15 protein-coding genes are annotated in these 14661 nt (G+C 40.9%); 13 read left to right on the plus strand and 2 right to left on the minus strand.

Features of this window, described 5'->3' with window-relative positions; all coding sequences use genetic code 11:
- Positions 1 to 40 precede the first annotated feature (40 nt).
- From ASD24_RS02230 to ASD24_RS02245, 4 genes are all read left to right on the plus strand, one after another.
- Positions 41 to 382: a hypothetical protein gene (locus tag ASD24_RS02230; protein WP_056690870.1), complete on the plus strand. Its 342-nt coding sequence runs from the start codon at positions 41 to 43 to the stop codon at positions 380 to 382.
- 66 nt (positions 383 to 448) lie between these two features.
- A complete protein-coding gene (locus ASD24_RS02235; protein WP_056690873.1) occupies positions 449 to 1366 on the plus strand; it encodes a poly(ethylene terephthalate) hydrolase family protein in 918 nt (305 codons plus the stop codon).
- Between the two features lie 80 nt (positions 1367 to 1446).
- Positions 1447 to 2331 (plus strand): AraC family transcriptional regulator, encoded by an 885-nt coding sequence (locus ASD24_RS02240; RefSeq protein ID WP_056690876.1) that lies wholly within the window; start codon positions 1447 to 1449, stop codon positions 2329 to 2331.
- A 137-nt stretch (positions 2332 to 2468) separates the two neighbouring features.
- Positions 2469 to 2990 carry a hypothetical protein gene (locus ASD24_RS02245; RefSeq protein ID WP_056690879.1) on the plus strand — a complete coding sequence of 174 codons (522 nt, stop codon included), beginning with the start codon at positions 2469 to 2471 and terminating at the stop codon, positions 2988 to 2990.
- Between the two features lie 105 nt (positions 2991 to 3095).
- Here ASD24_RS02245 and ASD24_RS02250 read toward each other — a convergent pair whose 3' ends face one another.
- Positions 3096 to 3614: a hypothetical protein gene (locus ASD24_RS02250; protein WP_056690881.1), complete on the minus strand. Its 519-nt coding sequence runs from the start codon at positions 3612 to 3614 to the stop codon at positions 3096 to 3098.
- Between the two features lie 158 nt (positions 3615 to 3772).
- Between ASD24_RS02250 and ASD24_RS02255 the strand changes: the two genes are divergently transcribed.
- Complete coding sequence (locus ASD24_RS02255) at positions 3773 to 4351, plus strand: Crp/Fnr family transcriptional regulator (RefSeq protein WP_056690883.1); 579 nt, start codon at positions 3773 to 3775, stop codon at positions 4349 to 4351.
- Here the strand turns inward: ASD24_RS02255 and ASD24_RS02260 are convergent.
- On the minus strand, positions 4342 to 5088 hold the full coding sequence (locus tag ASD24_RS02260) for a DUF4386 domain-containing protein (RefSeq protein ID WP_056690885.1): 747 nt from the start codon (positions 5086 to 5088) through the stop codon (positions 4342 to 4344). The two genes, ASD24_RS02255 and ASD24_RS02260, sit on opposite strands and share 10 nt — an antisense overlap.
- 206 nt (positions 5089 to 5294) lie before the next feature.
- Here ASD24_RS02260 and ASD24_RS02265 point away from each other — a divergent pair, with 206 nt between their 5' ends.
- The 8 genes from ASD24_RS02265 (at position 5295) to helD (ending at position 14600) form a co-directional block, all read left to right on the plus strand.
- Positions 5295 to 6731, plus strand: coding sequence for a Gfo/Idh/MocA family oxidoreductase (locus tag ASD24_RS02265; RefSeq protein WP_162248913.1), 1437 nt, complete (start codon positions 5295 to 5297; stop codon positions 6729 to 6731).
- 67 nt (positions 6732 to 6798) lie between these two features.
- Positions 6799 to 7335 carry a hypothetical protein gene (locus tag ASD24_RS30645; RefSeq protein ID WP_200956119.1) on the plus strand — a complete coding sequence of 179 codons (537 nt, stop codon included), beginning with the start codon at positions 6799 to 6801 and terminating at the stop codon, positions 7333 to 7335.
- Between the two features lie 515 nt (positions 7336 to 7850).
- Positions 7851 to 9062, plus strand: a complete 1212-nt coding sequence (locus tag ASD24_RS02275) for a right-handed parallel beta-helix repeat-containing protein (RefSeq protein WP_056690892.1) — start codon at positions 7851 to 7853, stop codon at positions 9060 to 9062.
- 270 nt (positions 9063 to 9332) lie between these two features.
- Positions 9333 to 9632, plus strand: a complete 300-nt coding sequence (locus ASD24_RS02280) for an immunity 53 family protein (RefSeq protein ID WP_056690894.1) — start codon at positions 9333 to 9335, stop codon at positions 9630 to 9632.
- Between the two features lie 41 nt (positions 9633 to 9673).
- Positions 9674 to 10066 carry a GNAT family N-acetyltransferase gene (locus ASD24_RS02285; RefSeq protein WP_056690897.1) on the plus strand — a complete coding sequence of 131 codons (393 nt, stop codon included), beginning with the start codon at positions 9674 to 9676 and terminating at the stop codon, positions 10064 to 10066.
- An 88-nt stretch (positions 10067 to 10154) separates the two neighbouring features.
- On the plus strand, positions 10155 to 10835 hold the full coding sequence (locus tag ASD24_RS02290; RefSeq protein ID WP_056690900.1) for a response regulator transcription factor: 681 nt from the start codon (positions 10155 to 10157) through the stop codon (positions 10833 to 10835).
- 146 nt (positions 10836 to 10981) lie between these two features.
- Positions 10982 to 11848: a HAMP domain-containing sensor histidine kinase gene (locus ASD24_RS02295; protein ID WP_235540281.1), complete on the plus strand. Its 867-nt coding sequence runs from the start codon at positions 10982 to 10984 to the stop codon at positions 11846 to 11848.
- A 310-nt stretch (positions 11849 to 12158) separates the two neighbouring features.
- Positions 12159 to 14600, plus strand: coding sequence for an RNA polymerase recycling motor HelD (helD, locus tag ASD24_RS02300; protein WP_056690905.1), 2442 nt, complete (start codon positions 12159 to 12161; stop codon positions 14598 to 14600).
- Positions 14601 to 14661 lie beyond the last annotated feature (61 nt).

Consider the following 14661-nt stretch of genomic DNA (forward strand, 5'->3'; position numbering starts at 1 on the left):
TACTTTACATTCTCTAAAATTTGAGGAGGTACATGTATTCATGGACAATGAATTGTACCGTAAACCACGCTTTTATTTTCTGACGCACAAACGAGTTCAGGTCGCATCTCATTTTTTGGTTTCAGCACTATTCGGCGTCTCATATGGACTAATGATTGATAATGATATGATGAGAGGTATTATTTCTACTGTTTTACCAAGTACAGACGGATCGGATATACATCAATATCTACCGGTTGTGATTATGGTGTTAATTTACTTGTACCTGATTCGGAGAAAACTTCGGGGAAACTTGCTTGAGAAAATCTCATTCAGTTGTCTGCTTATTACCACTGCGTTAATAAGCTTTATCTCGTCCCTTGTTTTTATATTAATGCTGTAACCCCCAAGATGTTAAAAGACAACATAATCTATTATTAGCCTATTAATGAATGTAGAGGTCATGTATATGATGATTCGGAGAAAACGAACGTGGTTGGTATGGTTGTTAGCGATCGTTCTTATCATTGCTGTGTCAGTGACGGTTTTCTTACAGATAATTACACGCTCTAATGTACCGAATCTTGCAGAGGGAAGCATTGAGCAGCATTATTCGCAGCCCGGGAGTCATCTTGTCCAGGTAGAAGAAGTGATGAGCACCACGGGTGACCATGTATACCGAATCTACTATCCAGCATTTCAAAAAGATGAATCCTATCCTATCATTTCTTGGGGGAATGGAACAGGTGCTACTCCAGATCATTACAATGAGCTCTTGAAGCATCTTGCTAGCTGGGGATTTGTTGTCATCGACTCCTATAGCAAGACCACAGGAACAGGCCAAGAGATTGCAGAAGCGATTGATTATTTAACACAGGAGAACGAACGATCGGGCAGTATCTTTTACGAGAAAATACAAAAAGAACAAATAGGTGTGGCTGGACATTCACAAGGTTCTACGGGAGTTATTAATGCGCATACCAACTATACAAGTGGCTCACGGATTAAGACGATTGTATCTATTGCTCTCCCAGACTTGAAGCATTGTGATCCAGAGGATATATACGATACATCGCAAATTACAGTTCCTTTCTTCATCATGGGTGGCACACGAGATTTTCTAATTTCACCCGTATCAACGAATCAATTAGCTTTACAACATACGGCGAGCAACACACCTGTGATGATGGGAATGGCAAAAGGGGCAGCGCATACAGCGATTGAAGGTAATGGTGGCAATCACAGGGGGTATTTGACGGCTTGGATGAGATATCGTCTTCTCAATGATCAGCAAGCCATGCAGGCATTTCATGGAGATGCGGCGGAGATGATGCACAATACCAATTGGCAGCATGTTGAACAAGCGAATATTGCGGCTTCGTTATAAAGACGAAACTTTTTTGTGCACAGATGGTTGCGATATGAAACGTGGGTACACCTATACTTTGAAATAAGAGGAGGGATCAGATGGATTGGCTTATGAGGATGAATCGGGCATTGGACTACATTGAAGTTAATTTGAGCGGCGTGATTGAACTGAAGGAAGTTGCTCAGCAGGCTTGTTGTTCTTCGCATCAGTTTCAGCGAATGTTCTCATTCATTACTAATGTATCACTTGCAGAATATATCAGAAGAAGACGGCTTACACTCGCTGCCATTGAATTGCAAAATAGCAAAATAAAAGTTGTAGATATTGCCCTAAAATATGGGTACGAATCACCGGTTTCATTCGCGAGGGCGTTCCAAGCACTGCATGGTGTTAATCCAGCAATGGCACGTGAAGAAGGGACTGCCCTCAAAGCCTATCCTCGGTTATCCTTCCTTATTTCAATTAAAGGGGAAACGGCTATGAACTATCGTATCGAAACCAAAGAGGCCTTTCAAATATTCGGAGTAGAGAGGGTGTTTCAAATAAACGGGGTAGACACTCCGGCCAACCTATGGAAGCAAAGCCATGATAATGGGGAGGTTGATAGGCTCGCTGCGAATAGCGGTGACCATCCTGATTTCTTGAATGAGCATTATCATAAAGTACATGCTGTGTGTAGCTACAAAAAAACCGGAGAAGACACTTTTCCATACATGTTATGTGCCTTCAAAAATGAAATGAGTAAAACGGAAGGCTACACTAGCGTGATGATTCCAGCTCATACATGGGCAATCTTCTCATCCGATCTCTTTACATGGGATCAATTCAATGAAACGATTGAAACGTTATACAAACGATTCTACTCAGAGTGGCTTCCTACTACAGGGTATGAACAAGTGGATGGATTGGAGTTCGAAATTACGGGTGAGAAGGATGGTTTGAACTTTGTAGAGCTGTGGTTTGCTGTTAGAAAAATAGCTTAGTACGCCTTGAGATTGAACGCCGCTGAATTGAGCGGTTTTTTCTATTGGCATGAACCTGCTCGTTAGATGAAAAATGAACATGTGCTATTATATACAATGATCTTACGAGTTGAACAAGAGGAGACTAGTGAACAACAATGGAAACAATATTTGTGGAAGTCCGACATTGGAATTTTTGGTTTGGGGTATACGGATTCTGTAACCATAGCCGCAACGATGAAATTACACTCTATCTGGATAAAGATAAGAATCAATTTCTAGGACATTTTGATTTGTTGACAGAGCCATGTCTGGTTCACCTTTTAACCAATGAACTTGATCGAGTAGAAGACAGAGAATTCTGCGAAGAAATTGAAGCGTTTCTTGAAAATCACCAAGATGTCGTTTATAGCTACATATACCCGCGAGATGAGGAGGATCTGGCAGATCAAGTAAATCATTTTGCACCGTTTAATGAGAAAGGTTACAAACCCATTTACATAAATGTCTTGTCCAAACGTTCTGCACACTGGGATGTAACAAGTATTAAAGATATAACACGAAGACTGGCGTCAGATTTTTTGCAACAGGAAATAGTAAACATTGAGTTCATTGAGGTTCCTACATATGAAGAGAGCCAAGCAACGTATGAACAGGATTATAAACGATTCATGAAGTGAATAAAAATAAGAAAAAAGCCGCAAGTCGCGGCTTAAATCATGGATAACCTCATCCTACAAAGCGTTTCATTGATATAACCTATAAACGATGGGAACGGATGATGATCAAAAGTTAAGATGGATTAGTGGTTTGATATGCTGAGCTGCTGCATTAAATTGATCCGTGAATGGTGTAGAATCCTCATATTCTTCAGGTAATTCGTCTAGAAAAAGCTTGATCTGATGGGCTACTTTTAATTGTATCTCCGTATCTTGTTCATTACTTTCTAACTGATTTCTCACAACATTGGCATATTCAAATCTGAATAATGTAAAATCATTTCGTAGAACATCTACATCAGGAAAACCTCTTGTTTGTTCTTTTATAGTAGTGAAAAAGTCATTTACAAAATTAATATCAAGAAGCACATCAAATTCCGGCACAGCATTACCGTTTGCCTCTGACTCTTTGATCTTATCCAGTGTCTGATCCAGCTTCTGTACTCTCGAAATGAGACCTTGATAATACCGTGAGTTGATATCAGCGTTTTTATTGCTGTTATAATTATTAATGAGTACAACAATTGTGGCAATTGACAGTATAACAGCAGCCCAGGTGATGAGTTTAGTATATCTTTTCTTCATAAAATTGCCCCCCCAGTTGTTATGTATGCACAAGTAGCGATATTACCATGACCATTGGTATTTTTTCTATATGAACAATTTACCAAAGCGATGGAATGAGATGACAATGAACGATTGTGTCGTTATGAAAGGCTTGTTAAAGGAGGTTAGAAAATAAAATGAATGACATACTTTTAGATTATATGAGTAGACTCACCTCGCTTAGCATCGAACAACAGGAAGCTATTCTAAATGAAATTCAAATAGAAGAGTTCAACAAAGGAAGTGTACTTATTCAACAAGGTGAAATTCCTACGAAATGCTTCTTTGTTATACGAGGATGTGTTAGACAATATTCAATCGATATGTCCGGGAGAGAATTTACCTCCAATTTTTATACAGAAGAACAGGCCATCGCATTATTTAACCATCATAAGATTGATAAAGCTTCCGAATGTACTTTTGTGTGTGCTGAGGATTCCGTCCTGGTTGTTGGTGATCTTATGACAGAACAGGATATGTACTCGAAATACACCCAATTAGAATCCATGACTCGTCAGATGATCGAGCAGAGTTTTAGTGAGGTTCAAGAGAACTTTGCTGCGTTTATTGCTTCTTCACCAGAGGAACGTTTTAAGTCTCTTTTGGTCAAACGGCCTACGTTAATCGACCGGGTGCCACAACACCAATTAGCCAGCTACCTAGGTATGACCCCTGAATCACTAAGCCGAATCAAAAAGAGAATGGATCAAGAATGAGAAGAGTTTGCTGGAGGATTGCTTTTCGTTCTTTTTTTACTTCCTCTATATATTAACCAAAGCGCGAAACTCAACTCTCCAACGGTCATAGGTATAACCATGATCCTATTGATTATGTCTGTAACGTTCTTAACTGCTGGACCGACAAGTTCAAGGGAATGTATTACGAAGTAGCCAACAGACGCTAACAGAAGTAAGATCGCAATCCACTTAGGTGCCTCATCTGCCTTAAGAACCAAAATCCCGAGAACCATTAAATGTCCACCAAATACAATTAAACCTACAGACCACACGTCCTGAAAATTTTGCAAATAGCTCATTATTTGTACTCTATGCGAAACTGCACTTTCCTCTGATACATGAACAAATTTCTTGGTCAGTGGGAGGATGAATATTAAATTTATTACGGCCCAGCCAAGTATGAGTGTGTAAACCAGACGGAGACTTGCGCATATGACTGCTAGTTTTTTATTCAGCTTCTTGAAGAAAAGATAGCAGGTATAGGTGACCGCAATATCACATAACCAAACGATGATCCAACCTACTATTTCTGCTGTATAAAGATTATTGTGCAGGAAAAGATTCTGTACTGTTTCTTCTGTATTGCTTGGTACAAGTAATTGGTTATGGGCATAACCATATGCAAAGCCCGCTGCAACAGCCATAAGCAGCAAAGCCAATCCCATAGTTAATGCTGCTACACGGCGATGTGGTGATATCTCCCATCCATTCTTCATCTTGTAGCTACCCCCTTGAAGTGTACGAATATTATTAGTGTAATGGTGACTCAGGTGGTCTGCATTGACTTAAGTTAATGTTACAGATGAGAAGAGGTATTGTTTTGACAGGAATTGCGCTTGCATTTGCAGGCGCAATTCTTATATTCTTTATTAAGCTGAACGTACACCAAAGAATGAAATATACATTATTGGGGGATTACAGGATGATACGATGGGGAATTCTCGGGGCAGGGTATATCGCAACTCGGTTTGCCACTGCACTACAACACGAACCTAGCAGCAAACTATATGCTATTAGTGGCCGCAGTGAATCGAAGTTAAAAGATTTTGCAGATAAATACGCAACAGATCGACAGTATGTATCACATGATGAGATGTTGTTAGACCCTAATGTGGATGCGATCTATCTCGCATTGCCTCATCACTTGCACCATGAGTGGGCTATCAAAGCGTTGGAAGCAGGAAAGGCCGTATTATGTGAAAAGCCTGTATCGTTAAATCTGAAAGAAATGCAAGATATTGCAGAAATAGCTAGAAGCAAAAATGTTCTCTTTATGGAAGCTATGAAGCAACGCTTTGTGCCACTGTACATAGATCTGCGTCGAAGAGTGGAAGCGGGTGAAATTGGCACGATCACTTCTATTCAAACGAGCTTTTGTAACCAAATGCCTGATGGAATGAACACATATCATGTTCAGCCAGGTCCTGGAGGTTCATTGTTAGATGTGGGCACGTATTGTGCAAGTTGGATTGAAGATTTCTCCAGCGGGAGTATTAAACTTGAAACTGTAGCAGCAGCTCAGAAGGATTCAATAGATTATTATATTGATGCTAAGCTGCATGTAGGTCATGTCAACGCGCAATTAGAGTGTGCATTTGATCGCCAAAAGGAACGAAAAGTTGTGCTACAGGGAGAACGTGGAAGTATTGTTGTCGAGGATCTCCATCGGCCTGTCAGAATGCTCGTTCTTCGGGATGGTTATGAACCGGAGAAGGTTGAAATTCCTTATGAGTTTGACGATTTCTATAGTGAGATCCATCATTTCGTAGAATGTCTTAAGAATGGACGGACTGAAAGTGACATCATGTCACTGACCGCTTCTCTGCGCTGTGCTGAAATTCTGGATACCATCCGTGCGGGTCTGTCGTACACTCCAGAATGCTTAGACGTATTAAAGGAGCAAGAAGAGATACTTCGATATGACCATTTTGGAGCTGCAGAGGCTTTAAAGTTGGGAAATATCATTGCAGAACTAGCTAAGGAATACGATCGTGAGATTGCTGTTTCGATTATTAGAGAGAGTGACGAGCTTGTCTTGTTCCAATATATGATGGATAGCAAGGCGCGGAAGAACATTAGTTATATGGAGGGAAAACGCAGAGCTGCTAAGTTAGTCGGGCACTCTAGTCTTTGGATGCACGTTGACCATGTCTTAAACAAGAAGTGGAATACAGAGATGGAGAATATACCTCACTACATTCCAACTGGTGGAGCTTTCCCGATTCGAGTACATGATGAGTGGGTCGCAACACTTGCATTAAGCGGACTGCACGAAGGTAGAGATCATGAGCTTATCGTTCGGGCTTTGAGTAGAGCTCTTGAGAAGCAAGTTTCTGTTTTCCCTAGTGCCGCAATTTAAGTTGTAGCGTAAGAGAAGCTTAAGACCTTGACTAGATACCAATAGAATCATAACAAGGAGTTTGCAAATGAACGAAATCACAATAACGCCGCTTGTTGGGATCGGTCCTTTTCGGCTAGGAATGAGTAGGGAAGAGGTAGAGCAGACATTTCAGAAATTGGATCATTGGAGAGCAGATGATGGCATTCCCATGAATCCAAGCTATATCGAGATGTTATTTATGCGTGAACATTTCGAATATGATGCCGATGGTCGAGTAAAATTTATTCAACTGATCAATCCACAGTATTCGGGAGAGTTTCACGTTCCTTGCTTGTTTCAAGGGGTGGATGTATTCAAGGCGAAAGCTGAGGCATTGATTTATTCCCTTAGGGAAGATTATCCCACGGTCGGAGACCATGATCCAAAGACAGGATTTTCCTTTGCGATTCGAGCATTGGAACTGAGCTTCTGGCGAGAAGGATTTATGAATGATGACATCTTGAAAGATCCGGAGTTTCTGGAGATGAGTGAAGAGAATCAGGAGCTTGAGAAGAGGTATTTCCATTTTACGACTGTCTCAATTGGAGCACCAGGGTATTTCGAGTTCATGGATAACGATTAGTAGAAGTGTAAGATTAGAGAGTCAGTATCTAAAACTGAAGTTGCCTGATCATGATTAGAAAATGCAGATTTACAAACAAGTGGTAAGGGCGTTCCAATATGGAACGCTCTTTTTGGCTAACTTGAAGGACATGTGTGAACTATTTATGAGTTATAGAGCTGATTGAGCGAATGAAGTCCCTAAGACTCAGTTAATGATATGAAAATAGTCCTGGTATAGTATGTACTTTTTACGTAACAACGCTATCTACGTTCCGTGTGTGACAAATTAATCATGTTAAATACAAACTAAATAGGGAAAATACACCTATTAATAAGCTTCCTATTAATCACGATATAATATTGGAGTTGCCAAACGGAATGAGGGAGGTTTGTGAGTTATCCTTTTTATTGAACGTGGATAGGAAGGGCGAGAAGACAACTCTATATACATAATTGAATATTGTGAGGAGAAAATAGAGTGAAAAAAGGTATTCGTTTATTATTAATCAGTTGTATGTTTGCAGCGCGCTATGTATGAATCTATCTGTTTATGCAGATGGAGGGGTGAGTGCGTATTATGTCTCTCCTACGGGCAGTGATTCCAATCCAGGAACCGAGAGTGAACCTTTTAAGAGTATTATGAGGGCACAATCTGCCGTCTCATCTGGGGATACAGTGTACATCCGAGGTGGGGTATATAATGAGTTTGACATTGCGAGAACAGGGAGCAATTATTATTACGTTCATGATATCTCGAAAAGCGGGATAACCTATGAGGCATATCCTGGCGAGAGACCTGTATTTGATTTTAGACATGTATCCACGGATTTGCGCGTAGCAGCTTTTTATGTTGGCAATAACACTACGGGCATCACATTCAAAGGCTTTGATGTCATCGGCGTCAAGGTCGGAGAACAGGCACAATCGGAAGCCTTTCAGATTAGAGGACAAGCTGATTTTATAAACATTGCTGCTCATGATAATGAAGCTATTGGCTTTTATTATACAGGGTATGGGACAGGTACGGTACTGAATTCAGACGCATATAACAACATCGGGCCAACTCCGCTATCTTCTGGAAACATAGATGGGTTTGGTGCTCACGGAGGAGATGTTTCTTTCATTAACTCCCGTGCTTGGAACAACAGTGATGATGGGTTTGACAGCATTAGTTCAAAAGGCAATGTTACCTATGATCACTGCTGGTCATTTGACCACAGGGGCAACCAGAACAAGATCGGTGACAAGAACGGTTTCAAAGTTGGTGGTTACGCTAGAAAAACCAGCGGCTTGCCAGATCCGTTGCCAGTTCATACTGTGAAATTTTCTCTTGCTGTTAATAATGGGGCAAATGGTTTTTACGCGAACCATCAGCCTGGTCAATCGGCTACTTGGACGAACAACACAGCATACAATAACAGTAGAGCCAATTTTGATATGTTGGAACGTGTTAGTCCGACAGATACAGCGGATATTCCGGGATATAGAGAGGTGCTGCATCATAACATCGCGTTTATGGGGCGGGCGATTGTTAACGACAACCATGCGGCGGAGAATGTAACCCATAATTCTTGGTCGATTAACGGGGGGCTTGAGCTCACAGCAGATGATTTTGTCAGTCTGGATACGTCTCAGCTATCTGCACCTAGGAAACCGGACGGTAGTTTACCAGATGTTACATTTATGAAGATTGCATCTTCTAGTCCGCTGTATCCTTATCAACTTGGCTATCTTGCTGATAAGTAAAATGAAACCTGCCAAAAAACCGTTGGTCTTATTCAGGAGATCAGCGGTTTTTCTTATTTACACATTTATCTATGCGGAATGAGAAAATCCCCGAGAATGGTACTTTATAAAAAGCATATTTATCCATATGAATTGTAATAGATATACTCTCTGTCGACATATTAGCGTGATCATATAACATCGGTGATAATATATGAGCTTCATGGTAAATCATGATCCAAGAAGTTAGAATGGTGAGAGAATACGAATTTCGAAGAAGAGGTAATGATAATGAACACACTCACATGGATTCAGAAGCGGTACGCTAAACACTGCAACGGGGACTGGGAACACTCATATGGTGTAAAAATTGAAACAGTGGATAATCCGGGCTGGTCTGTTGAAATAGATTTAACGGATACTTATTTAGAAGATGTGCCTTTTGATGAAGTTGAAGAAGAGAGAAATGAAGAGGATTGGTTTTATTGTATTGTGAGAGATGGAATATTTCACGGTGCAGGAGGAGCAATGAATTTAGAAGAAATACTCAATTGTTTTAAAAATTGGGCTGCTCCTTTAGATGAAGATTAACAACTTATCTCTTGAGATTCAACGTTAAGGAGGGGGAAGTATTGCGTAAAGAAATCGTTGTTAATTTACCCATCAAGCCTAACGAAGTCCCAGCGCTAAGAGAATTGGTAGGTTGGGAGGGGCGTCACTCTGATTATCCCGTTTTATTTGAACGTTGCAATTTTTGGGCAGGTTTACGAGGAGATCAGGAGGAGTTAATCGCTTTTGGTTATATTTCAGGCATGGGATTGCAACATGGTTATATGGAAGATATCATTGTTCACCCGCAATATCAACGAACGGGTATTGGCCAAGCGTTAGTGACAGGATTACTCCAGGAAGCGGAACGAATTGGAATTGAGATCGTAACATTAACCTATGATGCTAAACATCATTCATTTTATGCAGACTGCGGATTCGTTCCTTGTTCAGGAGGGCTTTGGAGAAAAGAATGAAGCTGCCGACGGGTGGAAACAGATTCTAATTAAGTGTGATTATGTTAATCTGTATAAAGTAGACACCAAATAGAGAGAGGGATGTTACTTGAAGAATAGAAGCATATTATATATTGAAGATAATGAGAAAATAGGTAGTTGGGTAAAAGAAGAATTGGAACAACAAGGATTTGCAGTTCAGTGGCTTCTCTCAGGTGAAGGAGCTGAAGAAGCAGTGAGTCAGCATGAAGTCGTTATTTTAGATATTATGTTACCCGGTTTAGATGGATTTACTGTGGGAAAACGATTAAAAAAGGCAGCTCCTACTGTTCCTATTCTATTGTTATCGGCTCGAACATCGATTGATGATAAGGTAGATGGTCTACAATTTGCTGATGACTATTTAACGAAGCCATTCCACACGGAAGAATTAGTTGCAAGATTAAAAGTGTTAATCCGTCGAGGGGGGACAACATATTCTGAACGAATTTCATTAGGTAACCATATTGAAGTCGATCCAGCATGCCAAATGGTATTTAACAAAGACACAGGGGAAGAAATTATATTGACAGGAAGGCAGCATCAGATTTTAATGTATTTCTTACGCCATCCTAATCAAGTGTTACCAAAAGAACAAATCTATGAAGCAATTTGGCAAGAAGCATACATAACCGGTGATAAAACACTAATGGTACATATCCGTCGACTGCGTCAAAAGCTGGAACGTAATCCAGATTCCCCGGAGATTATTGAAACGCTGAAGGGAATAGGCTATCGGGTGAAACAATGAAACAGAATAGATCATTATTTCGCAATTACCTAAGAGGACATTTTCTCTTTATTTTTTTGCCTCCGCTGCTGCTGTTATTCTTCTCTATGTTTGTTAATTTCTCTATCGATGGTCAGGAGCTTAATACTCTAAATCCAATATTCGTTATGCTCTTTTTATTTGGTTTTATTATTGTCGCATTTGTTGCCATTTCATGGCTGTTCTTCTTCCGACTTCGCAATCGTCTCACACGCTTACAGGAAGTCATGTCATTTGCAGCAGATCATCATTCATTCCCTACACCAGTATCTGTTCAAATGGATCGTATGGATGAAATAGACCAGTTAGGAAGTTCTTTTAATTGGATGATTGAGCAGCTTGAAGACAGTCGTAAGCGAGAATATGAAGAGCAGTTATTGCGCCAACGACTCATTGCCAATTTATCTCACGATTTACGTACGCCACTGACGATTTTGAGAGGACATGTCACCAGACTAAACAAAGAATCCATAAGTCTAGAAGGACAACACTCGTTAACAGAAATGAATCATACGATTACAAGAGTTGGCGTACTCATGGATGATTTGCTTTCCTACACGTTGCTAACATCAGAGAAATATCCTTTTGAGCCTGCTTCAACAGATATTGTACGTTTAGTTAGAGCATCTGTTGCTGCATGGTATACCGTATTTGAAGAAAAAGAGATACTGCTTGAAGTCGATTTACCGACGGAGCAAACTTTTTATTGGGATGCAGATCCAAAATGGATGTCACGGGTTCTGGATAATTTGTTTCAGAATATTCTTCGACATGCAGCAGAGGGGAAATATGCTCACATTGTGGTTGATGTAGCTCAAGAACAAATCATCGTTGCAGACCGAGGGCCAGGTATGAATAACTCTTCTTATGAGGGTGGAGCAGGTATTGGCTTATCTACTGCAAATTATATGTTGAACAAAATGAATCTAAAAGCTGACTTTATATCTAATGAGGATTATGGCACAAAAGTAATTATTGGTAGAGCTGAGCAGTGAAGCGTACGATGTGTAATTTAAACATAAAAAGAAGAGGCACTTTGATCATTCAAGGTGCCTCTTCTTTGTCATGATATCTTATTTAAGTGTAATCTCCATAGGAAATGGTCAAAGTAGACCGCGCAATCTACTGTCCAAAAGACAAAAAAATAAATTGAACGCGAAAAAACGCTGTGATATAATCAACAGCGTCATTGATAAATTAGTCCGTGTTTGTATTCATCATTATTCCTAATCTTAGTATACATCTGGAATTTGAGTTTGTCAATGCTCTTTTTTGACCTAAAAAATGGGAAAAGGGTGGTTAGGGATGGAGATGAATATTTGGCAACAAGAAGAGGAACGGCTGGAGTTAGTTAGAAACAAATTGCAGGTAAGAATCTCTGAACTGGAGCCGGAAGTGGCCGGATTACATGATCAGGCGACGGACATCCGCAAGCGGTTCTGGGAAGAAGTTACGATGAATACAGGTAGCAATGAAGATTTTGAAGAGTCGTTCTACACGATTAACCAACAGTCCGCAGTATTGGCTGAACGAGAGCGCGGCCATCAGCGATTGATGCAACAGTGGAAAAACGTAAAGCGGCTGCTCCCATCACCGTATTTTGGACGAATCGACTTCCAGGAGAAGGGATTGAGCTTCAGCGAGAAAATCTATATCGGTGTATCTTCCTTTGTCGATCAGGACGGCTTGAGTTTTCTGATCTATGACTGGCGTACGCCCATCGCTAGCCTTTATTATGACGCTTCTCCCGGAGTGGCTTCATATGTTACCCCATCTGGAACCATCGATGGTACGATGGAACTTAAACGGCAGTTTCAGATCCAAAACGGAACAATAAATAATATGTTTGATGCAAATGAAACCATTGGAGATGACTTGTTACAGCATGTGCTTGGTTCTGGTGCAGACTCGCAAATGAAAAGCATTGTAGCAACGATTCAGAAAGAACAAAATGCGATTATTCGTAATGATACAAGTCGAATGCTAATCGTGCAGGGGGCTGCCGGCAGTGGTAAAACCTCAGCAGCATTGCAGCGGGTAGCATACTTGCTCTACAAACACCGCCAGACAATTAAGGCCGATCAGATCGTTCTGTTTTCTCCAAATCCGATGTTTGCTAGCTATATCTCTACCGTTCTTCCTGAGCTTGGTGAAGAGAATATGCAGCAGACAACGTTCCAAGAATATCTCGACTATTGGTTAGATTCCACATTACGATCGGAGGATGTCTTTGACCAAATTGAATATGTTCTGACTAAACATAGTACGCCAGGCTACGAGGCTCGTCTTCAGGGGATGGAGTATAAGACATCCGAATCTTTCCTGCAAGCTCTACAGAACTATGGGTTATGGCTGGGACGTGAAGGCATGCAGTTCAGCGGGATTCGGATACAGAAACGGGATCTGATTACGGCAGAGCAGATGAAAGAGCAATTTTACGGGTATGATCATACCTTACCTCTAATAAATCGGGTTGCTCTCTTGCGAGAGTGGCTACTGAATGAACTGTCTTCGCTGGAACGGGCGGAACGTGAAGCTTCTTGGGTACAGGAAGAGTTAAACTATCTTGATACTGAACAATACGTAGAAGCATTCGGAATGCTGCACAAGGAGAAAGAGATATTCGACGTTGCCGAGCGTTATGCAGCCATTCTTAGAGATAACAAGAGCAAGCGACGTGGGGATGAAGGTGACTTCGATTTCACGCAGCGAGAGGAAGAACTGCTCCGTCAGAAGATTGTCAAAGCATATTTTAAACCGCTAAAGAAAAGTGTAAAGAACTTCTCTTTTGTCAATCTCCAAGCTATATACGGTCAACTGTTTGTCGATGAAGCAGCATACAAAGTTAGAACGAATGGAGCCCCTGTGCCTACTTTATGGTCAGAAATCTGTAGGGGAACCCAGGAAATGTTGGATCAAAACGAGTTGTTTCACGAGGATGTAACGCCGTATTTATATGTAAAAGAGTTGATTGAAGGTGTTCGGACGAACTCGGAAATTCGATATGTTTTCGTCGATGAGGGTCAAGATTATTCGACATTTCAATATGAGTATTTGAAAAAACTGTTTCCTCGAGCCCGGATGACGGTGCTGGGTGATTTTGGGCAAGCCATCTTCATGCAATCAACAAGTCTGGTTGGAGATCATTCGCCGCTGGTTCGCCTTTTTGGCGACACGGACACAAGTATGTTCTGCCTTTTACGTAGCTATCGTTCAACAAGAGAAATTGTTGAATTCACAAAAGCGATGCTGCCAGGCGGTGAAGAGATTATGCCATTTGATCGCAAAGGGCCGAAACCACTTTTGACCAAATTAAATAGCAGAGAGAATCGCGATGCGCAGATTCTGGCGGATATCGCTGCACTTCGAGATAAGGGACTCGAATCCATCGCGATCATCACCAAAACGGCAGCCGAGAGTCGTCAGGCTTATCACCTGTTGCAATCTCAAGGAAATGAAACGTTACAGCTCATCACAAAAGAAACCATACACTTTGAAAAAGGATTGATGGTCATTCCCGTTTATCTAGCTAAAGGAGTCGAATTTGACGCCGTCCTAGTCTATGATGCTTCATCGCAAATTTACGGCAAGGAAAATGAACGCAAGTTACTCTATACGGCTTGTACGCGTGCAATGCACCAGCTTCATTTGTATACATGTAGTGATTGGTCACCGTTTGTGCAGGCACTACCTGAGGATTCGTATGAGATGAGATATCTTCCTACACAGCTTAATGAGCAGTCATAGAAAGCTTTGCCAGCCTTGGTTGTATACAACCAAGGTTTTTTTAGTTCTGTAGAAGGTAGGC

The sequence above is a fragment of the Paenibacillus sp. Root52 genome (assembly GCF_001426865.1).
Classification (GTDB): domain Bacteria; phylum Bacillota; class Bacilli; order Paenibacillales; family Paenibacillaceae; genus Paenibacillus.